The following is a 21,543-nucleotide window of genomic DNA, read 5'->3' on the forward strand; positions in this document are numbered from 1 at the left end:
CAAAGGCAAGGCCTCAGCCCCTTACGAGTTCGGCGTGAAGGCCTCCATCGTCACCAACAATCGCCGAGCTCCCGGTGGCCTGTTCGTACTGCATGCCAGGTCGCTGCCCGATAATCCCTACGACGGTCATACCCTGCGGGACGTCATCGACCGCACCGAGGCGCTCACCGGCTGTCCGATCGAGCGGGCCTATGTCGACAAGGGATATCGCGGCCACGACACGCAAAATCCACGTCGCGTCTTCATTTCGGGCCAGAAGCGCGGCGTGTTCGGCGCCATCAAGCGCGAGCTCCGGCGCCGCTCCGCCATCGAGCCCATCATCGGACATCTGAAGGCCGAAGGTCACCTTGGCCGCTGCTATCTCAAAGGCCGCGCCGGCGACGCCGCCAACGTCGTGCTCTCAGCAGTCGGCCACAACTTCCGCCGTATCCTCGCCTGGCTCAGAGAACTCTTGTGCCTCTTCCTGATCCAGCTATCGCATACGCTTGCCTGTCCGCTCCCGCTCAATTCGGCTTCTTAACGGACGACTCTTTAGCCGCTCGATGGCGGGTCGCAGCAACTGCCACCCGCGCAATCCCAACCGCCGTTTGCAGGCGAGCAGCCACCAACGACGCGATCTCGTGACCGCCGGGTCCAGCTTTGACGCAACCGCCAAAAGGCGCTCCGATAGTCCGACGTCTCCGTCATTGAAGGCACGGCTCGCACAATTGATCGTGTCGAGCGCCAGATGGTTCGTCAGCCAGGACCGAAGATCATCGACGTCCGGAAGCACCCCGGCGCAGCTATCAAGGAAGTGCTCCAACGCCAGTTTGCGTTGAAGGAAGTCCTGCTCGGCAGAATACCCGCCCGACATGTTGGTTGAATGTCGTCGATACACAGCCTGGATCGCATCGATGAAGCCGACAGGGCCATGCGCGGCGAACCGCAACCACATCTCCATATCGCCGCTGTGCGTCAAATCCGGTAAGTATCCCCCCACCTTCTTCTGCAGGCTCGTCCGCACCATCACGCTCGGCGCCAGAACTATGTTTCGAGAGCCCCCCATTTTGATGAAATCGCGGCCGGCCAGTGTCTTCGTACCAGCCCCAAGTTCAGGCGGCAGCGGCACAACCTCCTCGTGACCTTGGTGAAGCGCGACTGCGCCTCCAAACGTGAGGCCGACGGAGGGATTGTCATCCATCAGCCTCACCGACCTCTCGATCGCACCCGGCATCAAGTAATCGTCTGCGGAGAGCAGAATCATGTAGTCCGCAGCGGCCCAGGCGAGCCCCTCGTTGAAAGTGGAGATGTGACCGTGGTTGACGGCATGCCTGCGAAACTCGACCCGAGAATCTGCACGAACCAGTTCCTCCGCGACCTGGGGTGTATTATCCGTCGACGCATCGTCAATAATCAGCAGCCGCAACTCGGGTCCGCACTGCCTCAATATGCTGTCGGCGCATTCCCAAAGGAAATGCCCATACTGATAGCAGGGAATGATCGCATCTACGGAACTCACGGCGCATCCATTCCCGCCGAAGGCCTCTGGAAGGCGCTTTCCATGCTTCTCGAGCCCCGCATCCCAATGTTGATTGTCCCCGATCCGCGCCGGCTGTTCATCAAGTCATGAAGCGACATATCTGATCGGATATCCAAAACAATGATCGAGATAATAATGCCAACGATTTAATTGGATTTCTAGTTCGGTGCAATATATATCTAATCCTTAATTTTCAGTTTACGTATCCGCATCAGGAAATCGGGACGGACGAGCATTCGAACTCATGAAGGGTATCAGCCAGAACGACCTTTCCTTACGAGGGCGCGCGACGCTTTGGGCACAACGAAATTCCTGGCGACTGCCGCCAAGCCTGAGACGCGTCGGGAAGAAACTGCTCATCGGCAGCCGGTTGGCTTCCGGAAGCGACGGTCTCGTTGACGACTGGTCGAAGCCGCTCATGCCGTACGATGCGACAGTCGCGCCGCATGCACCGGCGGCGCCCGCCTCTATTCCGACCAGCAGCGTGTCGAATCCCGACGACTTTCTCGTGTCGCCGGGAAGTGTCCATTGCCTCATCGTCACTCCGGTGCTCGACGCCGGCGGGCTGGATGAATTTGTCGCCTTTCTTGCGCGTCGCCTCCCCCATTTCGGGCTTCGCGTAACGGTCATGTGCGCACATTCATCGTCGGCGCCCGTCGGACAACTGTTCACGACCTTGCAGAGGGAAGGCACGGCGGTCGTTGCCGCCTCACCAAGCGACGCTTGTCTCTGGATCAAAGCGAACCGTCCTGACGTTATCAGCGCGCACGATCCGCCGGGTTGGCTCTTGCAGGCGGCCAAAGACGCCCGCGTTCCGGTCGTGGAGACGCTCCACGGCATTCCAACTCCCATAAGCACCAATTGGACGGAAGAACGTCAGAGATCGGAACACGTCACCTGCTTTGTCGCGGTAAGCGAGCTCGTGCGGCGTCAGTACCTGTCGGGCAATCCGGCCTATTCCGATCGTGCGGTCATCACCATCCCCAATGCATTCAACCAGACACATCGCCCGCCGGTGAACCGGTCGAAGGCCCGGGCTTGGCTGGGCCTCAATGACGAGTTTCTCTTTCTCTCGCTCGGTCGTCACACCGTCCAGAAGAATGCATACGGCCTGGTGCGGGCATTCTCCGAAGTCGCAGAAGATCATCACAACGTACATCTGCTGATCGCCGGCCGCCTGGACGATACTGTGTACACGCGTCAAGTCTGTACGCTTCGCGACAAGATGCCTTGCAAGGATCGAATTCACCTCCGGCATTCGTTTCCGGATCCGTCCATCCTGCTGGCCGCCGCCGATTGCTTTGTTCTGAACTCCTTCTTTGAGGGATGGTCATTGGCCTCCATGGAAGCGCTAAGCGCGGGTTTGCCCACAATCGTGAGTGACGTCGGCGGCGCGCGTGAGCAGATCGGTCTGGACGGTAGCCGAGGCTTCGTGGTGCCGAACCCTGTTGGCGATCCTGAAAGCGCAAATTGGCATAGTTCGAGCCTTATGCGATTTCAGCCGCAGAAGAATATGGATGAACTCGTCTCCGCCATGAAGTCAGTCGTTGCCCATCGCGACTATTGGTCCGGGGTGCGCGAACAACTGTCGGCAGATTCAAAAGGCCGTTTTGATCCCGTCATATGCTCCAAACGGCATGCCGAGGTCCTGCTTGGGGCGATTTCACGATCTATGCTCGAAGGTGAATTCGCGGATTGTCCCGCCCGTAGTTGACGCGCCCGACGGCCAGTGCGCATCTTAGGGAATCGGAGCGGTCCGCCTGACGGCTATCGCTCCGCTAGCTGATCAGCCGGTTCTTCTTCCAATTGATTTTCGGCTGCGCGATCAATGCAGTGGTGAGCTCACCCGCCATAATATATTGCTTTGCCAGGTGATGGGTCAGGCCGCCGAAGGTAAGTCTATCCAACATCTTCGATTTTGGACCTTCAATGCCCGTGATCAGACCGTCCTTAACGACCAGACTTGAATCGTTGAGAAGCTTGACGGCGGTGCCTTCGACAAAGAACTTAAAATGGGTTCGGTCAAGAATTCCCGAATCTGTGTATTCAAATCGACGCCGGAAGAGCAGCGGAATCGTCACGCTCAGATGTGCGATGTTCGGAACAGAAACGATTACGCGCCCACCATCCATGAGAAGGTTTCTGGTGATGACCTGAAGTGTGCGCGTTGGATCCGGAACGTGTTCAAGGACATCAAGCAACAAGATGAGGTCAAACTTGCTACCGACTCCTGATACCAAATCGTCGACGTCTCCGATCATCGCGACATCGGCGTTCTGTTTCAGGTCGGCTTCAAGTTCTTGATTGAGCTCGACTCCGAATGTCGTAGCGGCAGGGTAGATCGACTTGAGCCAGGCAAGAGTGAAACCTGCGCCAGGTCCCACTTCGAGGATCCGGGAGGCGTGGTTGGGCAGCAACGACCGTATCTCGCGGCGAGAGCGGGTGTAGTAGCTTTGCGCAGCAGTGTCCTGCGCAGCACCAGCGCGTCCCTGCATGTCGTCGATCTGGATTCTTCTGGCAGCCTCCAAGCTCATTGAACGACGTTCCTTCTGGAAACCTCCATTTGCTCCATGCCGTGATCCTTGCGAAGGAACGGCCTTAGCGATTCACGCCTCGTGGCGGTCGCAACAAGGTCGGGCGCCAGCACAGAAGACAGGAATTTCAACTTCGGACTGGCGCGATGCGGAGCGCGCCTCTCAATCTTCTCGATCGCCAGACCGGCTTGCGCACACCACTTCTGAATTTTCCCGGCTGTCGTGTCGTGGATTCCCACGGCATCGAAGCTCCCCCAGCGTCGAAAGACGCTGCTGGATTTCGCGCATTCCCAGGCGTACCGAAGAGAGGGGTGGTTTGGCGCGCAAATGATCACTCGTCCATCCGGAGCCAGGAGATCGGCAAACAGATTGAGGAGATGCGCCGGATCACGAATGAATTGCAAGACATCAACGAACAGCAGTCGGTCAAACCGCTCCGCTGCAATTTTTGACCTCGCCGTTATGACGTCCCCTAACACCACCTCAGCCCCAAGCTGGGCCAGGCCGCTACCCACAACGGGGTCGAGGGGAATAGTCACCACTCGGTTACCTCTCTCCAGCAGTCGGCGTTCGTTTGCAGCCGAGCAGGACCCGATCGACAATACGGCCGCGCTTTGCGGTACAGCGGACAACACCTCGTCCCTGGCCGGCTCGTAGTAGTCTTTCGAATACATGCCGTGCCAGAGCCTGGTCTCGGCGCTGAACAGCGGAACGGCATTGTTCCCCTCACGCGCGATCTGCATCAGGACGGATAGTTGTGCGTCCAATTGTGGGCGATCGACGCCGAGCCGGTTGATATATTTGTTCGGTAAATGGTGCGCCGAGAAATCATCGATATGGGAAATTGGTATCAGCTTCTTGAAGCCACACTGGGTGAATGGATCGGTTGCAGCGGTGCAAGGCAGGTCGTACTTGCCTTCGTGAGGCCCGACGAAAAAACCGCCGGACCCAATTGCTCTTGCAAGCTGCTGCCGGGTGAGCATATAGCTGGCAGCATGCTCGTTGGTAAAATGGGCAAGATGGTAAATTCCCCTGGACTTGACCGACGTACAATCCCAGTGGAAGGAACCGTGGGCCTGCGGATAATTCAATTCGCCGTTCGACGCTCTCTCGACGAGCATCCATCCGGCAACCTCGTCCTCATTCAACACGGAGGTCACGTCGAGAAACGCTCGAATATTTTTTTCAGTGACCAGGATATCGTCTTCGGAATAAATGAACAGATCATACCGATCAGCCCGCGCTGCAAACAACTCCTTGTGCGCGAAGGGAAGCGACCAGGGATTCTTGTTGGGAAGGCCAACGACACACTCGATATCTGCAGCCGGCTTCTTGTCAATGTTGGAGATAATGATGATGTCCACGTCGAACGACATGGACCGGTATTCCTTGATCACTCGATCCAGGTAGGCATTATTGGCAGTCCCATAGCTCGCGATCACGACCAAAAGTTGCAATGCCTTTTGGTCGGCGATCCCCGGGATCATCGTTCCAACTCTGCCCGCACCGCAGCACTCACCCTCGAGGTCTCCTCGGCGCTCATCTGTGCATAGATGGGCAGCAAGATCGACCGATCCTGGGCGAGTTCGGATTGACGCAGATCCTGTCTCTGGACAAGGCCCGAATAAGGCTGCTCACGATGGGCGCACATGATGCCGCGGCGGGTTGCGATGCCCTTATCGAGGAGATGTTGCATCACGATGCGCTGGTCGAGGCGGTCTGGAAGACGTACGCAATAGCTCTGCCAGTTGGATCTGGCCCACGCCGGTTCAGTCGGTAACCGCAACCCTTCCAGATTGCCGAGCTGTTCGGCATAATTGGCGGCGACGGCTCGCCGGCGCGCTATCAGTTCCGGGAGCCGCTCGAGCTGTTTGCGCCCAATCGCGGCCTGCATGTCCGTCATTCGGTAGTTGTAGCCCACAACGACGTATTCCTCGAAGATCACGGACGACGAATTGTGCCGCACCGTGTCGGGAACGCTCATGCCGTGCTGACGCAGGAGCTTGAATTTGCGATCAAGCTCGGCATTCGCGGTGGTGAGCATTCCCCCCTCACCCGTCGTGATCACCTTTCGCGGATGGAAGGAGAAGCAGGCAATGTCGCCATGCGGCTTGCCGATCGACTCCCATTCCCCGTTCATCCGGATCTGCGATCCGGCAGCACAGGCCGCGTCCTCGATCACGGCGATCCCGTGGCGGCGCGCTATGGCCAGAAGCGCGGCTATATCGCACGGCATGCCCATCTGATGGACAACGATGATCGCACGCGTACGCTCGGTGATGGCTTCGGCCAACCGGGCGCAATCAAGATTATATGTCTCCGGCTCGATATCGACGAAAACCGGAGTGGCTCCCTGATGTCGGATGACGTTTGCGGTCGCGATGAAGGAATGGCTGACCGTGATCACCTCGTCTCCGATGCCGATGTCCAGCGCCGCCAAGGCGAGCTGCAGGGCGGTCGTGCAATTCGAGACGGCGCAGGCGTGCGGTGCGCCGACAAGTGCGGCGAACTCGCGCTCGAATGCGGCCACTTCCGGACCTTGCGAGATCCAGCCCGACAGCACGGCTGCGCGCGCAGCGTCGGCCTCTTCCTCCGCAAGCAGCGGCGCAGCGATCGGAATCACGATGCCGCCGCCTGCCGCTGATCAGAAGCGAGCTCCCGTTCGGATCGCCACCATTTCACGAGGTCGGCGAGCCCCTGCTCCAGCGAAACCGTGGTGCGGAAACCCAGCAAACGCTCCGCCTTCCCCGTCGATGCCAGCCGTCGCGGCACCGGATTGACCGACCGCTCCGGCGCGAACTCGGGCGTCAGGCCGCGGTGTCCCATTACGGACGCAAGCGCCGTAGCCAGCTCCGTCAGGCTGGTTTCAGTGCCGCTTCCAACGTTGAAGACCTCGTCGGTGATCTTTGACCTGGCCGCAAGGATGTTGGCACGCGCGATGTCGCGGACGTGGACGAAATCCATGGTCTGACGACCGTCACCAAAGATAACGGGAGGCAATCCGGCCTCAAGGCGCCCCATCCAGCGGATCAAGACCTCGGTGTACCGCCCGTGGATGTCCATCCGGCTGCCGTAGACGTTGAAATACCGGAACGCCACATAGTCGAGGCCGGATACATCGTTGAAGGCCCGCAGTAGCCCTTCGTTAAAGGCCTTGGCGGCTCCATAGAGAGTCCGGTTGTTGTACGGATTCTGCCGCTCGGTCGTCGGAAACTCCTCGGCCATGCCATATACGGATGCCGAAGACGCTGCGATGATCTTCTCAATGTCGTGCTTGATGCACAGCTCCAGCAGGTCGTAGGTGGCGTCCACCATGACCTCCTTGGCGAGGCGCGGTTCGGCCGCACAATGCGTGATGCGGAGCGCTGCTTGGTGGAAGACGATATCGGCCGCCTTGACCAACGCTTCCATCAGCTTGCGATCGCGAATGTCGCCATGAACCAGTCTCACCGGCCCGCGCCCGAGCGCGCGCCGGAGATTTTCCGGCCGGCCTCTGACCATGTTGTCGAGGGCAACGATTTCGATGCAGCCCTCGTCGCAGAGCAGATCAACGATGTGAGATCCGATGAATCCCGCCCCGCCGGTGACCAGAACGCGTTTACCCTTGAGATCAATCAAGACGCTCTCCTGTTGTGGGACCATGCCATGGCGCTTTGTGGATGCTCCGCTCGGTCGCTGACGGCCACGCCGGCCCGCAGCGCCACTGCGTTCGTCAATGCGGCGACAACTTCGGCCGCCTGTTCCGGCTGCAGCTCCGGGTAGATGGGAAGGGAAAGGAAGTCGTTCGCAAGCAACTCGGTGACGGGGAGATCACCGGCGCGATAACCGAGCTCCGCATAGGCTCTCTGCAGATGCACCGGAACCGGATAGTGAATCCCGGCGCCGATTCCGGCATCACGCAATCGCGCCAGTGTGTCGTCGCGGCCCTGCAATCTAACTGCATAGACGTGATAGACGTGACGGGCGTGCCGGGGCGGCCGCGGACGCACGAATGGCAGATCAGACAGCAGTGCATCGTATCGCTCGGCCAGCGACCGGCGCGCTTCCGTCCAGCGTTCGATGTAGTCCAGCTTGACGTTCAGTATCGCGCTCTGAATTTCGTCCATGCGATAGTTGTATCCGGCGATGACGTGGTCGTATTTCGCCTCCTGGCCCCAATCGCGCAGCAGGGACACGCGGCGCGCGAATTCAGGCCGGTCGGTGACGACGGCCCCGCCCTCGCCGCACGCACCCAGATTCTTGCCAGGATAGAAGCTGAAGCATCCCAGATCGCCGATCGAACCTGCGCGACGTCCCCGGTATTCCGCCCCGTGCGCCTGCGCGGCGTCCTCGATGACGACCAGGCCGTGACGACGCGCGATCTCCATGATGGGATCCATGTCGGCCATCAAGCCATGGAGATGAACCGGCAGAATGGCTTTGGTTCGCGGCGTGATCGCGGCTTCGATCAAGCCGGGATCCATCGTCCACGTTACAGGGTCGACGTCGACAAACACCGGCCTGGCGCCGCTGTAGAGAATGGCCGCGGTTGTCGCGACGAAGGTCATGGATACCGTGATGACTTCGTCACCCGGCCCGATCCCCGTCGCCAGCAAGGCAAGGTGAAGCGCCGAAGTTCCGGTGTTCACAGCGCGGCAATGGGCCGTCCGGCAATAGTCCGCAAAGCGTCCCTCGAAGGCATTCACCTCCGGCCCGAGCACAAAGTGCCCGCTACCGATGACTCTTGCCACGGCGGCGTCGATTTCGGGCTTGATCTGGCTATATTGAGCCTTCAGATCCAGGAAGGATATCAAGATTCACGACCTTGGATTGGATTGAAATTATATCCAGCATATAAATATCGTTATTATATTAAATCAAGCATTAAATTCGGATTGGATAGAGATTAACGGTAATGCTCTTTCCGCTGCGTCTCAGACGAGCCGCCGCCGCCCAAGACCATGTCTTCAGTTGCGGACAGAACCCGAGCGGGCACGCCCGCGACGGTGGCCCCGGCCGGAACGTCCTTCGTCACCACCGCACCCGCGCCTACGCAGGCCCCCTCTCCGATCGTCACACCGCACAGAATGGTGGCGTTCGATCCGATGGACGCTCCCCTGCCGACGTGCGTGCGCTGCAGCGTCCAGTCCGACGCCTGTTGAGGACGACCGTCCGCGGTCGTTGCCTTCGGGAATTTATCGTTCGTGAACATCACGCCATGACCGATGAACACTTCGTCCTCGATCGTAACGCCTTCGCAGATGAAGCTGTGCGACGATATCTTGCAGCGCGCACCTATCTCCGCCCCCGCCTGGATCTCGACGAAGGTTCCGATCCTGCTCTCGTCACCAACGGTGCAACCATACAGGTTGACCAGGTCCGGATGCAGGATGCCGACATCGCGACCAAGCTGGGTCTCCTTTATTGGCATGTCAGTTTCCCTGTCTCCACAATCGAGCAAAATCTCTACAGTACCGAGCGTGACGGGCGCAGCCTGGGCGCCACCTCGACGAGACCCGCCGCAGCTTGACGAAGGTGCTGCAGCAGAGGATGCCCTGTTACGATCAATCCCCACCACCAGCAGAAGGCGGCGACCACAAACGCTGATATAAGGCCTACAACGAAATTGAGAATTCCTGCCTCGATCAACAGCGCGCATGCGCCTACGCCCACCGCGGTCACCATCGTGACGACACCGCTCTTGAGAACGGCACGGCCAAACTCGCTTGGCCGCAGCGCAAGATGCCGACTGAGATAGTATATCGCCACCACCGCCTGGAACGGCAACGTCAGCAGTGCGCACGCTGCGACCGCCTCCACGCCAAAAAAGGACGCGCCCAGAAGGGCAAGGAGCGACGGCGGCAGCGAGATGAAGGATGAGACAAGCGCGTCGCGCACGCGTCCAACCGCCAGGAATACAGGATAGGTCAGGCACGCAGCGAACAGCGCCAGATTTGCAAGGCAGAGAATCCGCACCAGCGGCACGACCTCCAGCCAGGCTCCACCAAGCCAGATCAAGACGATCGGCTCTGCCATGATCGCTACGAAGGTGAGAAATGGCCACTGTACGGCGGAAAGCAGTTGGACCGCGTCCAGATACACGCCCTTTAGATCTGCCCCGGCTGCACGCCTCGACACGATAGCCGGCATGATGATCGGGTTCAGCACCTGCGTGACGAGCCTGTCGAATACCTGAGTCAGGTTGATCGCCCGGCTATAGAGGCCCACAGCCGCAAAATCGAGAATCTTCGCGAGAAAGAGCTGGGGTGCGAGGTTGTAGAAGATATTGATGACGCTGACACCGCTGGAATAGAGACCGAACCCGAGGACGTCGCGGTATTCGGACAGCGAAGGGCGCAACACGCCGAAATCCCGATACGAGCTCAGCAGCAAGGCCGTGAGAACCATGCTTCCTGCCACACCACCCCAGATCGGAGCCATGTAGCTGAAGTTCAGGAGCGCCAGCCCGATCGAAACCAGCGCGACCGTCATGTTGCTTGCAAGATTGCAGATCGCGAGCGTCCCAAACTGCATGTCACGACGAAACAGGGCGGCCAACGTTCCGGAGAACGGTAGAAGGACAAGGTTCAGCGCAGAAACCTGGATACCTTGCCTTAGGCTGTCCTGCCCAAAGAGTTGCGATACGATGTCGGCCCCAGCTGACAGGATCAGCGCAACTGCCAGCGAGATGATACAGGTGATAGTAAACGCCGTGCGAATGGTCCCGCGCGACAGCTCATGCTTCTGAATCAGATAGTTTGCCCCTCCAAACTCCTGAAAGGCGGCGGCGATCACGGCGGTAAGTGCATTGACGACCGCAAAGACCCCGAACTCGCCCGGTGTCAGCAGACGCGACAGCACTGCGGTCGAGACAAGGAACAGCACAAGGGCGGCATAGCGGTCCACCCCGGAAAACAGAACTGAACGATGCACTGAATTCATCGAGACTCCGTCCCGGGGCTCGGCTGGCCAACAGCCACGGCCAAGCCGCCCATCAAGCCGTGGCCCGGGCTCGCTCCGGTAGCATCCGCGGCAATTGCCTGATCGGGATTGGTTTGCCCTGCTTGGCGATTGATCGAGAAGCTGCCTCGAGCACCTCGATCACCCGCAGCCCGGACATGCCGCTGGAGATCGGCTGCGTCCCGGTGCGCACGCAGTCGATAAAGTGCTCGACCTCCGTTTGCAGCGCCTCCTTGGGCGAGATATGCGGAGCCCACATGTCACCAGCGCGATACCCAATCCGGAATTGATGGGCACTCTCGGGAGGCCTGTCGAGCGTAATTCCCTTGTCATAGACCTTGATCTTTTCGGTCGGTTCGAGATCATCATAGACGATCATCTTCTTGCTGCCGCCAATGAACGTCTGGCGGACCTTGACAGGCGAGAGCCAGTTGACGCTGACATGGGCCACACATGCGTTGGCAAAGAACAATGTGATATGCGCCATGTTTTCCGGCGAACCGACGACATGGCACGACCCTGTTGCCGATACCGCAACCGGCTCCTCATCGAAGATGTGATGAATGATCGAGATATCATGCACTGCCAAATCCCAGATCACATTTACGTCTTTCTGGAACAATCCGAGGCTCGAGCGTGTGCTATCGTAGTAGTAGACGTCTCCGAGCTCGCTCTTCAGCAACAGCTCACGAATCTTCTGAACCGCCGGGGTATAGAGAAAGGTGTGATCGACCATCAAAATCAGTCCGCGCCGATCCGCCTCGTCGATCAGGCGCATCACCTGCTCTGAACTCGGCGCAAGGGGTTTTTCGACCAACACGTGCTTGCCAGCTCTCAACGCCGCCATTGCCAGCTCGTAATGCGTGTGCACCGGCGTTGCGATGGCGATTGCATCGATCGAGGCGTCCTTCAGCAGATCGTCATATCGCGCGGTGGTCGCTACCCCCGGGTACTGCTGCCTGATGGCGGCGAGCCTGCCTGGATCAAGGTCGCTCACGCTGACGACGCGGGCGGCGGGATTGATCGAGAAATTGCGAACGAGATTGGGCCCCCAATAGCCGTATCCCACGAACCCGATTCCCAGGTGACTATCTCGCATACTGACCTCGATCCATTCGGGGAAACTACGATTCTGCACGTTAGGTTCGCGCGGGCATATCCTGCCATATGCCTCGCGTATCGATGACGTCGAGGTGCCGGCGCTCCGCCAACGGCACCATTTTGAATTCGTCATGATCGACGAGAAGAACCGCAATTTCGCAGCTCCGGAGGGCCTCATCGATGGTCACGAACGCGACGCGATAATCGGCCAACTGAGACGGCAGACGGCGCAGATTCGGTTCGACGACCTTGATCCGTTCGCCGTATTTGGCCGCGAGATGCGTGGCAATCTCCAAGGCCGGGCTTTCACGCACGTCGTCGACGTTCGCCTTGAACGTCAATCCGCAACAGGCAACGTTCGCATAGGGATGATCGTCGATCAGCGCCTCTGCGTTCTCGATGATCTTCCGGGTCTTGGCGTTGTTCACCTCGCGGCTCGTTCGCATCACTCGCGCGAGGTCGGGCGCGGAGTCGATGATGAACCAGGGGTCGACCGCAATACAGTGCCCGCCCACGCCAGGGCCCGGCCGCAGTACGTTGACGCGAGGGTGACGGTTGGCGATATCGATCACCTCCCAGACGTTGACGTCGAATCTGTCGCAAATCAACGAGAGCTCGTTGGCAAATGCTATGTTGGTGTCGCGGAACGCGTTTTCCGTCAGCTTGACCAACTCGGCCGCGCGCGCCGTCGTGCCGACGCAAGCGCCGCGAACGAACATCTTGTAGAAGCGTTGGGCGCGCCGCGTGCAGGTCGGCGTGATCCCGCCGATGCACCTGTCATTGTTGATGAGCTCGGTCAGTATCCGTCCCGGCAACACGCGTTCGGGACAGTAGGCGACGTAGATCGCTCCGTCCTCCTTGCCGTTCACCCCGATGTGCAAATCCGGCCTGCGTTCGACGATCCGCTTCGCGATGGCTTCAGTCGTTCCGATCGGCGATGTCGATTCAAGAATGACAAGATTGCCTGGCGCGAGAAGGTCCACGATATTGTCGACCGCGGCATAGACGCTTGCCAGGTCTGGACGGTTCTCGTGGTCGATCGGGGTCGGCACCGCGATGATGAACACGTCCGCCGGCTGCGGCTTTCTGGACGTCGTGAGCGCGCCACTCGAGACGACTTTGGAGACGAGACCGTCCAGATCTGGCTCGGCGATGTGAATCTTGCCAGATCCAACGGTGTCGACGATGCGTTCGTTTGTATCGATGCCGACCACCTGCAGTCCACGGCTCGCGATCAATGCCGCGGTCGGCAGCCCGATATAACCAAGCCCAATGACGTTTATCTTTTGGAATTCAGGCATGGAGAAGCACCTTCACGATCCGCTCGCTCGCGTGTCCGTCACCAAACGGATTGTGCGAACGCGCCATGGCAGCATAAGTCTCGTCATCGTCGAGCAGGCGAAACGTCTCGCCAACGATCCTGTCGTAGTTGGCGCCGACCAGGCGTGCCGTTCCGGCTTCCACCCCTTCGGGACGCTCGGTCGTATCGCGCATCACAAGGACTGGCTTGCCGAAAGTGGGGGCCTCCTCCTGGACGCCGCCTGAATCCGTCAGGACCAGATATGACATCGAGAGCAGGCTCACGAAATCCGTGTATTCCTGAGGAGAGATGAGGACGACCCGCGGGTGATCCGACAACCGAGACGCAAACAGGTCTCGGACATTCGGATTCGGATGCACCGGGAGCACCACGGCGACATCCTCCCGCTGCAGGATGGTCTCCAACGCGTTCACGATGTTGGTGACACCGCCACCGAAATTTTCCCTGCGATGGCAGGTCACCAGGATGATGCGCCGATTGCCGTGACGCTTCTTGATGCCGTCCCAGCGGCACGCCAGTCCGGGATCGGATTCGACCATGGCTTTCGCAAGGATGAGAGCGTCCACCACCGTGTTTCCGGTCACGTGAATGCGGTCGTCGGACACGTTTTCGGACCGCAACGCACGGGCCGCGCGCTCTGTCGGGGCAAAATGTTGATCGGCGATCGAGCCGACGATCTTGCGGTTCACCTCCTCGGGCCACGGAGCGAAGATGTCGCCGCTGCGCAGTCCGGCCTCGATGTGTGAGACCGGGATCCGGTGATAATAGGAAGCCAACGCACCCGTCATGGCAGTTGCCGTGTCGCCCTGGACAATAACCCTGGTGGGCTTCACCTTTTCCAGGAGGTCGCCGATTTGTCCGACCAGCCGGGCGGTCAAATGATCCAGTGTCTGATTTGTCGTCATGACATTCAGATCAAAATCCGGGACCACGTTGGCCAGCTTGAGGACTTGATCCAGCAGCTGTCGATGCTGTGCAGTCGCACAGATCGTGACGGAGATGTCCTTGTGCTTCTCGGCCTTGAGCTGGTTGATGACCGGAAAGAGCTTGATTGCCTCAGGCCGCGTGCCCAGAAGGATGAAAAAATGCTTGCGCACGCCTCAGCCTCCGATCCGGCTCGGACCCGGCGGAACCGCGCCGGGCGCACCAAGGGGGTGTCGAAGCGCCTGTCTGATGAGGGCTTGCGCCAAGACGCCCGCAAACAGGGTGTTCGTCTTGGCGTATCGCCACCACATCCGCCCGGGCTCCTGATAGATGCGATACAGCCATTCAAGGCCGAGCCTCTGAATCTGTACCGGCGCGCGCCGGACGGCGCCTGCCAGAACATCGAACGCACCACCCACGCCCATGATGAAAGGCACGCCGAGCTTATCGCGATGGGCGGCGAGGAAACGCTCCTTCCCAGGCGTCGGCATGCCGATGAAGAGACAGTCGGCCGCGCTGGATTGGACGTCCCGGACGATGTCATTCTCTTGCTCGCGCTTGAAGTAGCCGTCGTGCCAGCCCGCAAAGACGAGTGAAGGATGCCTCTCGCGCGCGTTCTGCAGCGCCTGCTGCAGCACGCCCGGAGTCGCGCCCAGGAAATAAGGTTTAAAGCCTTCGTGCGCGCATACCGCGAGCAAGTCGGTGAGGAGATCCACGCCCGCGACGCGCGACGTGGCCGGAAGCCCCAGCGCTCGAGCGCCCCAAACGATCCCCATGCCGTCGAGGCCGACGATATCGCTGTTAGCGACATCGGCCGCGAGCACGGGGTCAGACTTCATATTGACGAATTTGGCGACGTTCAGCGCCACATGTTGCAGCCTTCGCCGGCTGTGCATGGCCCCGCGCGCCAGATCGACGGTTTCTGCCATTGTCAGCAGGTCAACGGGACATCCCAGAAATGAGGCGCGCATTGAAACCTACCTCCCAGAAGAACATACGACCTGTTTAAGTTTGCATTTAAGATTATTATCAAGATAATACGCACCGGATATTTAATTGCAAGGTTTAAATGGCTCGGCTCGTATCATTAGAAGGGATATTAGCACCTCTGCGCAAGAAGGCAGGCAAACAATCCAACGCCAAATAAATAGAGGAATTAACTGGTGATTTCAGTCATTATTCCACATCTCAACCAGCCTGATGCGCTGGAAGCCTGCTTACGCAGCCTGGACGCGCAGACCCTGCCTCGGCATGCGTTCGAGGTCATCGTGGTGGACAACGGCTCGGCAACGCCGCCAACGGATATCGTTGCCCGCCATCCTGGCGTGCGGCTGCAGCGCGAACCGCAACCAGGTCCCGGCCCGGCGCGAAACGCAGGCGTCGCTGCGGCCAACGGCGAGATCCTCGCTTTCATCGATGCCGATTGCAGGGCCCATCAGGACTGGCTGAGCAGCGTGATGAAGTGGTTCAGCTTGTCGCCGCCCGGCACAGTTCTCGGGGGCGACGTTCGCATTTGGTGCCCAGAAAATGGGGAGCTCGACGCCATTGCGGCTTACGAGAGCGTCTTCGCCTATCGCTTCAAGCTCTATATTGAGCGCCACGGTTATTCCGGCACTGGCAATATGGCGGCGTTTCGCCGCGATTTCGATCGCGTCGGCCCGTTTGCCGGCATTGAGGTTGCCGAAGATATGGAGTGGGGAGAGCGTGCGCTACGCGCGGGACTTCGATTTCGATACACCCCTGAGATGATCGTCTTCCATCCGGCCCGGAGCTCTCTCCAGGAGCTCTACGCCAAATGGGACCGACACATCGCGCACTATCGCAACATGGCGGAAGGCAAACCCGTTTGGCGATTGCGCTGGCTCGCGCAAGCGTTGCTCGTCCTCGCATCTTTCGCGCCAAACGCTGTGACTGTGCTGACCAGCGACCGCCTGCATGGTAGCGGCGTCCGCCTCAAGGCCATTGCCGTATTGTGTGCCGTGCGAGCGCACCGCGCCATGACGATGCTCTCGCACCTGCGGGGCCGACGAGCAGTAGCTTGGAATCGTTAGTGCACCGGCAATTCTGTCAGGCGCCGAAGGCACAGTTGTTGGTCAGCTCCGGCAAGTCAGTACGCCGGCCGAATGACCACAGGATCCAGCCCAGTTCGTAGCTACGGCACTCAAGCCGGACGTCCACGTCAGTGCCGTCGATCAGCCGGCCGCCTTTTCCGAGCCAGGCGTTCTTGAGTGCGCGCAAGACCCGCGGCGCCTTCGTTGTCAACTCACCTTTGCGAACTTGCGAGCGAAGGGACAGGCTCAGTTCAGGCACCAGCATGGCCCGGCCCAGCTGGTTCTGGCCAAGGACCCAGTTGAATCCCTTGACCAAGGCGTCCCGCGATCCCCTCTGCCCAAAGCGCTCCGCCCATTCCAGCAGAGCCGGAGCCATTCCATACTGATGGACCGAATAGACTTCGTAGAAATCAACGATGCGGCCGCTCATCGTGTCGAAGAACCAGGGCCATTCGCCTTGTGGGCCTTGAGACGCAATCAGACCGCGCACACAAGTATCGGCCATGACAAGCGCGGACGCATCGCCGGCGAATTCGCCATATTGATAGCAGGCGATCGAGAGATAGGTCTGCGTCGCAAATGTCGAGAAACGGCGCCGAAAGCCGAACGGCGCATCGAAGAACAACCCCGATTCACTATGAAAGCGGTCCTTCAAGAACCGATAGAGCGGCCGTGCATAGCGCGCCCACTCATTCTCGCCTGCCCTCGCCTGGGCCACGACTCCCGTGAGCAGCATGCCAAGATCCTGCGCACGGAAGCTCTTCCACCGGGACTCATCGGCGAGAATGGGTCTCAGCTCGCATTTGACCGGTTCCGGTATTTCGAGGCCGAGCTCGGCGGCGCTCCATAGCGCCATACCGAACGCGTACTTGCGCACCGGAAGTTTCGTGAGCAGCAGAACGTTGCGGCGGAATACTTCGGACAGGTCAATGCCGTCTGGAATGCCGGCAACGCGCGACATCCCGAGTAGAACGTTGAGGGTATAAAATACGTCGCTGCGTGGGATCGATTCATTCGGTGAAGACCGTCCATCGAGATGGTAGATATGCGACCACCGGCGGTGTTCAGGCAACCAGCAACGCTCCAGCCCGTTGAGCGCATAGTTCACCAGCGGTGAATTGTGCGCGAGCTTGCTCACCGCGGTAGGGACCACGAGCTTCACGCCACAATTCGGACTAATGATCATGTCAATCGCCATCCCAAGCCGGGTCAATATTCCCGGATGCTTTCATCCAATCCGCGCAGCAATGGATAGAGGAAATAGGAAATCACGGTACGCTTGCCGACCTTCAGTTCGGCCGTGACCGCCATCCCCGGAATCAGTTGAACACGCTCAGGAGGAAGCCGAAGGTGCGTGTCCGACAAGTCGACCAGTACGCGGTAATAGGGAGCCGGCGCACGGCGCGCTCCTTCGGCCTTCGTATCCGGCGAGAACGTGTCTTGACTTATGACTCGGACTTCTCCCGTCGCAGTTCCATACTTCTGGAAAGGAAACGCTTCTAACTTGATCCGAACCGCTTGTCCAAGCGCCACCTGACCAATATCCCGACCCTCGACGTTGACCTCCGCCTGAAGAGGCACGTCACGCGGAACCAGGACAAACAGCGTTTCCGCTTCGCGAACCACCGAGCCGACTGTCCGGTTCGCGATGTCCAGCACCACAGCATCTGCCGGCGCCTGCAGGACGATCAGCTGTCGACGAAGCTCGGCTTTCTTCAATTCCTCTGCCGCGCTGTTACGCTTCGGCACCGTCTCCACCAATTCCTGATAAGTGGTGCGACGAAACTCCTCAGCGAAGACCTTCTGGTCAGCACGGGCCTTGTCCAGCCGATGCGTCGTGTCGGCGATACTGCCACGAACACGCGCTAAATTGCTCTCGACCTCGAGCCGTGCATCTCGCGACAATAGGAAGTTCAGCCTCGAACCGACTTCCTTGTCCATGAGCGTGGTTCGCATGGCTTCAATCGAACGCATCGTGTCGAGTCGCTGAAGGAGAACCGCCTCTTCGTTCTGCGCTGTCTTGAGATTGGCTTGAGCGGACGCGATCTGTGCGTCGTAGTTCTGGATCTGCGCCTCATAAGCGGCCCTCCGCTGCAAGAACAACTTGCCCTGCAGGACCTGGTCCGCGCTCGCGAGTTCCGTGACGGCGTACTCTGTTCCATTCAATTCGGCGCCCAGTCGATCGATCGACGCGTCGAATGCAGCCACTTTGCCGCGCAATTGATCGAAATCCGCCTGCGAGAACGTCGGATCTAAGGTCGCCAATACGTCGCCGCGGTTGACGCGATCACCGGCCTTGACGTGAACCTGCCGTATGACCGAGGTTTCCAACGGCTGCACGACGAGGTTAGGACGTGTCGTAGTCAATTTTCCCTGCGCCGTGACGATCATCTCAACTTGCGAAACGGACGCCCAGGCGATCGCGAAGACGATGAGTGCAATTATACCGTAGAGGGTGCCACGCGCGAGCCGCGGCGGCGCTTGCTGCTCCACCTCGGTGGCATCGGACTGGAATTCGGCGATCACCGGCGCTCGCCTCGGCGCCGGCCTGAACAGCCTTCGCCGTCGCTCGACCGTTCTGGCCACGACCAGACCGTCCGGCTTCGCATCCGTGCGTGATTGCCTTGGCTCCTTCATGCGATCTGCTTCATCTGTTGGTTCCACAAATGCCTGTAGATCGTGCATTTCGACAGGAGGTGGTCGTGGCGATCCACGTCGACGATGCGGCCGCGATCCATCACCAGGATCTGGTTTGCCTCGGCCAGCATTGACAGCCGATGCGAGACGATGATGACGGTACGCCCTGCCGCCAAACGGCGGAGATTGCGCTTGATGATCATTTCGCTTTCGGAGTCGAGGGCGCTCGTCGCTTCATCGAAGATCACGATCCGCGGATTGACGATCAGAGCCCTCGCAATCGCGAGCCGCTGCTTCTGCCCGCCGGACAGGTTCGAGGCGTCTTCCTCGAGCATGGTGTCGAAGCCACGGGGCAACCGCTCGATGAACTCGTCGGCGCCTGCGAGCTGTGCCGCGGCGACGACCTCGGCAAAGGTCGCATCACGTTTCACGCGGGCGATATTGTCGCGAACCGTTCCGCGAAACAGAAAATTGTCCTGCAAGACGATACCGAGGTTTCGGCGCAGGTGTGCCAGGTCGAGCTCCCTCGAATCATATCCGTCGACACGCAGCAGCCCCTGCTGCACCGGATACATGCCCGAGATCAGCCTTGTGAGCGTCGTCTTGCCGGAGCCGCTCCGGCCCACAATCCCGAAGATCGAGCCTGGCTCGATGGTGAAGGAGACATCATCAAGCGCCGGCGCTCCCTCGGCTCCGTAGCGGAAAGAAACACTGTCGAACTCGATCTTGCCGGCGAGATCGGGCCGCAGCCCATCTTTCCGACCGTCACGCTCAGGCTTCTGATTCATGACCTCGCCCAGCATTTTCACGGCAAGAGCAACTTCCTGATATTCGTGCACCATGGTCACGAGCTGGACCAGTGGTCCGGAGACCCTGCCGGCCAACATGTTGAAAGCGACCAGCGCGCCGATTGTCATTTCTCCAGCGAATACGTCGAGTGCTCCGACAGAAATGATTCCAAGCGTCATGATCTTCTCGAGAAAACCGGTGAGCGCCTGTGCGCCTGCGGAGATCTTCTCGACACCGAATCGCATGGTCACCGACTGCGCACAGCGGCTGTCCCAAACCCTGCTCTGCGCCGGCTCCATTCCCAGCGTCTTCACGGTGCGCATGCCGTGGACTGTTTCGACGAGAAGAGCCTGCCGCGCACCCTCCGCCTGATAAAGGTCGTAAAGACGTCGCCGGAAAGGGCCCATCAGCAGGCCGACAACCGCGCCGCTCGCGGCAGTGAAGGCCAGGACCATCAAGGTCAATTTGACGCTGTAGAGCGCGAGTACCGGCAGAAAAACAAACAGCGAGAGCGCGTCGAGGGTAGTCAAAAATAGCCGCCCGGTCAGAAACTCACGGATCCGCGCCGCTTGCTGCATGTGCTTGACCAGCACCCCCGCGGCCATGTGCTCGAAGAAGGTGACCGGCAGCCCCAGGAGATGACCGAACGTCTTCGTAGCCACGCGAATGTCGACCCTATTGGTCGCATAGAGCAGCAGGTAGCGCCGCAGAAAGCCGAATATCGCGTCAAAGACGAGTGCTACGGCCGCTCCTGCCGCGAGTACGTACAGAGTGGTGAAGCTCTCGTGAACCAGAACCTTATCGATGACGAGCTGGAAAAAGATCGGGACGACGAGGCCCAACGCATAGAGCAGGATGGCGGCAATGGCGACGTCCCTGAACAATCGCCATTGAAGAAGCAGTTCCGGTACGAACCACCGGAGGCCGAAACTCCTCCGACCATCCTGCGTCAACTGCTCGCGCTTGATCAGGATCGTGTCACCCGCCCACTGGGCACAGAAGCGGTCCCGATCGACAACCAAGACCTCGTGCTTGCGGTCGGCGAGCGGGTCGAAGACGCTAACGACCTCGGTGCCGTCAGCTCGCCGTCCTGCACCAAGGACAACGATCCAGTTGCCATTGGAAAGCCTCGCCAGCGCCGGATAGGCCTCTCCGAGACGAAGCAGCGCGCCCCAATCCAATTTCGTGCTTCTTGCGCGCAGGCCTGCATCCTTCGCCATGCGCAACAGGAGATTCAACGAGAGCGGGCCGGCTATCGCGTAGGCGTGCTTCAAACGCTCGACCGGCAGATCTATGCCATGGTGACCGGAAACCTTGGAGAGGCATTCCAATGCGGTCTGCATTGCCAATCCGGGCGCAGGCGCGTCCGTAACCTGGTCCTTCGCGCCGCCAGCGGCATCGATTTCAGCGGAAATTCGAAGAGACATTCAGAGACCGTGTGTTGGGCGCCAACGCATCACGTACTCCCGACGCACCGTCGTGCGATTCAGCTGGCTGATTCCGCCGGACCACGCCCGCATCAACCAGGCCCTGAAGCGCCTTCTGCATCACGTCGACCGAATTGGCGAAGGACTCGACCGAAAAGATCAGTCGCTGAGAAAACACGCGTTTGGGGGCGTTGTGGGCGTCACGTTCTGTCGGTGAAAGACTGACCAGATCAATGCGGACGATGGTTCCGCTGACGGTAATTTCTTCGATTCCATCGGTGTAAAGTTCAGCGTGCATTTA

Annotated in this window: 18 protein-coding genes and 1 pseudogene; 3 read left to right on the forward strand and 16 right to left on the reverse strand. The window is 59.6% G+C overall.

Going from position 1 to position 21,543, the window contains the following annotated elements:
* A pseudogene (locus tag IVB36_RS20200) lies at positions 1–520 on the forward strand (IS5/IS1182 family transposase); the annotation flags it as partial.
* Here IVB36_RS20200 and IVB36_RS20205 read toward each other — a convergent pair.
* On the reverse strand, positions 473–1,498 hold the full coding sequence (locus IVB36_RS20205; RefSeq protein ID WP_247392823.1) for a glycosyltransferase: 1,026 nt from the start codon (positions 1,496–1,498) through the stop codon (positions 473–475). The pseudogene IVB36_RS20200 and the gene IVB36_RS20205 overlap by 48 nt on opposite strands.
* A 265-nt stretch (positions 1,499–1,763) precedes the next feature.
* Between IVB36_RS20205 and IVB36_RS20210 the strand changes: the two genes are divergently transcribed.
* On the forward strand, positions 1,764–3,233 hold the full coding sequence (locus IVB36_RS20210) for a glycosyltransferase family 4 protein (protein ID WP_247392824.1): 1,470 nt from the start codon (positions 1,764–1,766) through the stop codon (positions 3,231–3,233).
* A 64-nt stretch (positions 3,234–3,297) separates the two neighbouring features.
* On the opposite strand, the gene IVB36_RS20215 is transcribed toward IVB36_RS20210, so the two are convergent.
* The 11 genes from IVB36_RS20215 to IVB36_RS20265 form a co-directional block, all read right to left on the reverse strand.
* Positions 3,298–4,053 carry a class I SAM-dependent methyltransferase gene (locus IVB36_RS20215; RefSeq protein ID WP_247371982.1) on the reverse strand — a complete coding sequence of 252 codons (756 nt, stop codon included), beginning with the start codon at positions 4,051–4,053 and terminating at the stop codon, positions 3,298–3,300.
* Positions 4,050–5,540 (reverse strand): class I SAM-dependent methyltransferase, encoded by a 1,491-nt coding sequence (locus IVB36_RS20220; protein WP_247371984.1) that lies wholly within the window; start codon positions 5,538–5,540, stop codon positions 4,050–4,052. The genes IVB36_RS20215 and IVB36_RS20220 overlap by 4 nt, the downstream gene beginning before the upstream one ends.
* Positions 5,537–6,676: a DegT/DnrJ/EryC1/StrS family aminotransferase gene (locus tag IVB36_RS20225; protein WP_247371986.1), complete on the reverse strand. Its 1,140-nt coding sequence runs from the start codon at positions 6,674–6,676 to the stop codon at positions 5,537–5,539. The genes IVB36_RS20220 and IVB36_RS20225 overlap by 4 nt, the downstream gene beginning before the upstream one ends.
* Positions 6,673–7,671: an NAD-dependent epimerase/dehydratase family protein gene (locus IVB36_RS20230; RefSeq protein ID WP_247371988.1), complete on the reverse strand. Its 999-nt coding sequence runs from the start codon at positions 7,669–7,671 to the stop codon at positions 6,673–6,675. Before IVB36_RS20230 ends, IVB36_RS20225 begins: the two co-directional genes overlap by 4 nt.
* Positions 7,668–8,846 (reverse strand): DegT/DnrJ/EryC1/StrS family aminotransferase, encoded by a 1,179-nt coding sequence (locus IVB36_RS20235; protein ID WP_247371990.1) that lies wholly within the window; start codon positions 8,844–8,846, stop codon positions 7,668–7,670. Before IVB36_RS20235 ends, IVB36_RS20230 begins: the two co-directional genes overlap by 4 nt.
* Positions 8,847–8,938: 92 nt before the next feature.
* Positions 8,939–9,463 carry an acyltransferase gene (locus tag IVB36_RS20240; RefSeq protein ID WP_247371992.1) on the reverse strand — a complete coding sequence of 175 codons (525 nt, stop codon included), beginning with the start codon at positions 9,461–9,463 and terminating at the stop codon, positions 8,939–8,941.
* 35 nt (positions 9,464–9,498) lie between these two features.
* Positions 9,499–10,974, reverse strand: a complete 1,476-nt coding sequence (locus IVB36_RS20245) for an oligosaccharide flippase family protein (RefSeq protein WP_247371994.1) — start codon at positions 10,972–10,974, stop codon at positions 9,499–9,501.
* Positions 10,975–11,026: 52 nt separating this feature from the next.
* A complete protein-coding gene (locus IVB36_RS20250; protein ID WP_247392831.1) occupies positions 11,027–12,091 on the reverse strand; it encodes a Gfo/Idh/MocA family oxidoreductase in 1,065 nt (354 codons plus the stop codon).
* 40 nt (positions 12,092–12,131) lie between these two features.
* The gene (gene wecC, locus IVB36_RS20255) at positions 12,132–13,394 is read right to left on the reverse strand and encodes a UDP-N-acetyl-D-mannosamine dehydrogenase (protein WP_247371996.1); all 1,263 of its coding nucleotides are present in this window, start codon (positions 13,392–13,394) and stop codon (positions 12,132–12,134) included.
* A complete protein-coding gene (wecB, locus tag IVB36_RS20260) occupies positions 13,387–14,511 on the reverse strand; it encodes a UDP-N-acetylglucosamine 2-epimerase (non-hydrolyzing) (RefSeq protein ID WP_247371998.1) in 1,125 nt (374 codons plus the stop codon). The genes wecC and wecB overlap by 8 nt, the downstream gene beginning before the upstream one ends.
* Before the next feature lie 3 nt (positions 14,512–14,514).
* Positions 14,515–15,309, reverse strand: coding sequence for a WecB/TagA/CpsF family glycosyltransferase (locus IVB36_RS20265; protein ID WP_247392825.1), 795 nt, complete (start codon positions 15,307–15,309; stop codon positions 14,515–14,517).
* 192 nt (positions 15,310–15,501) lie between these two features.
* On the opposite strand from IVB36_RS20265, the gene IVB36_RS20270 reads away from it, so the two are divergent.
* Positions 15,502–16,389, forward strand: coding sequence for a glycosyltransferase (locus IVB36_RS20270; RefSeq protein WP_247372003.1), 888 nt, complete (start codon positions 15,502–15,504; stop codon positions 16,387–16,389).
* Positions 16,390–16,405: 16 nt separating this feature from the next.
* On the opposite strand, the gene IVB36_RS20275 is transcribed toward IVB36_RS20270, so the two are convergent.
* The 4 genes from IVB36_RS20275 to IVB36_RS20290 form a co-directional block, all read right to left on the reverse strand.
* A complete protein-coding gene (locus IVB36_RS20275) occupies positions 16,406–17,575 on the reverse strand; it encodes a hypothetical protein (protein ID WP_247372006.1) in 1,170 nt (389 codons plus the stop codon).
* 23 nt (positions 17,576–17,598) lie between these two features.
* Positions 17,599–18,915 (reverse strand): HlyD family type I secretion periplasmic adaptor subunit, encoded by a 1,317-nt coding sequence (locus IVB36_RS20280; protein WP_247372009.1) that lies wholly within the window; start codon positions 18,913–18,915, stop codon positions 17,599–17,601.
* Positions 18,916–19,022: 107 nt separating this feature from the next.
* Positions 19,023–21,158, reverse strand: coding sequence for a peptidase domain-containing ABC transporter (locus IVB36_RS20285; protein WP_247372012.1), 2,136 nt, complete (start codon positions 21,156–21,158; stop codon positions 19,023–19,025).
* Positions 21,159–21,219: 61 nt separating this feature from the next.
* On the reverse strand, positions 21,220–21,540 hold the full coding sequence (locus IVB36_RS20290) for a hypothetical protein (protein ID WP_247372015.1): 321 nt from the start codon (positions 21,538–21,540) through the stop codon (positions 21,220–21,222).
* Positions 21,541–21,543 lie beyond the last annotated feature (3 nt).

This window comes from Bradyrhizobium sp. 35 (assembly GCF_023073215.1).
Classification (GTDB): domain Bacteria; phylum Pseudomonadota; class Alphaproteobacteria; order Rhizobiales; family Xanthobacteraceae; genus Bradyrhizobium; species Bradyrhizobium canariense_D.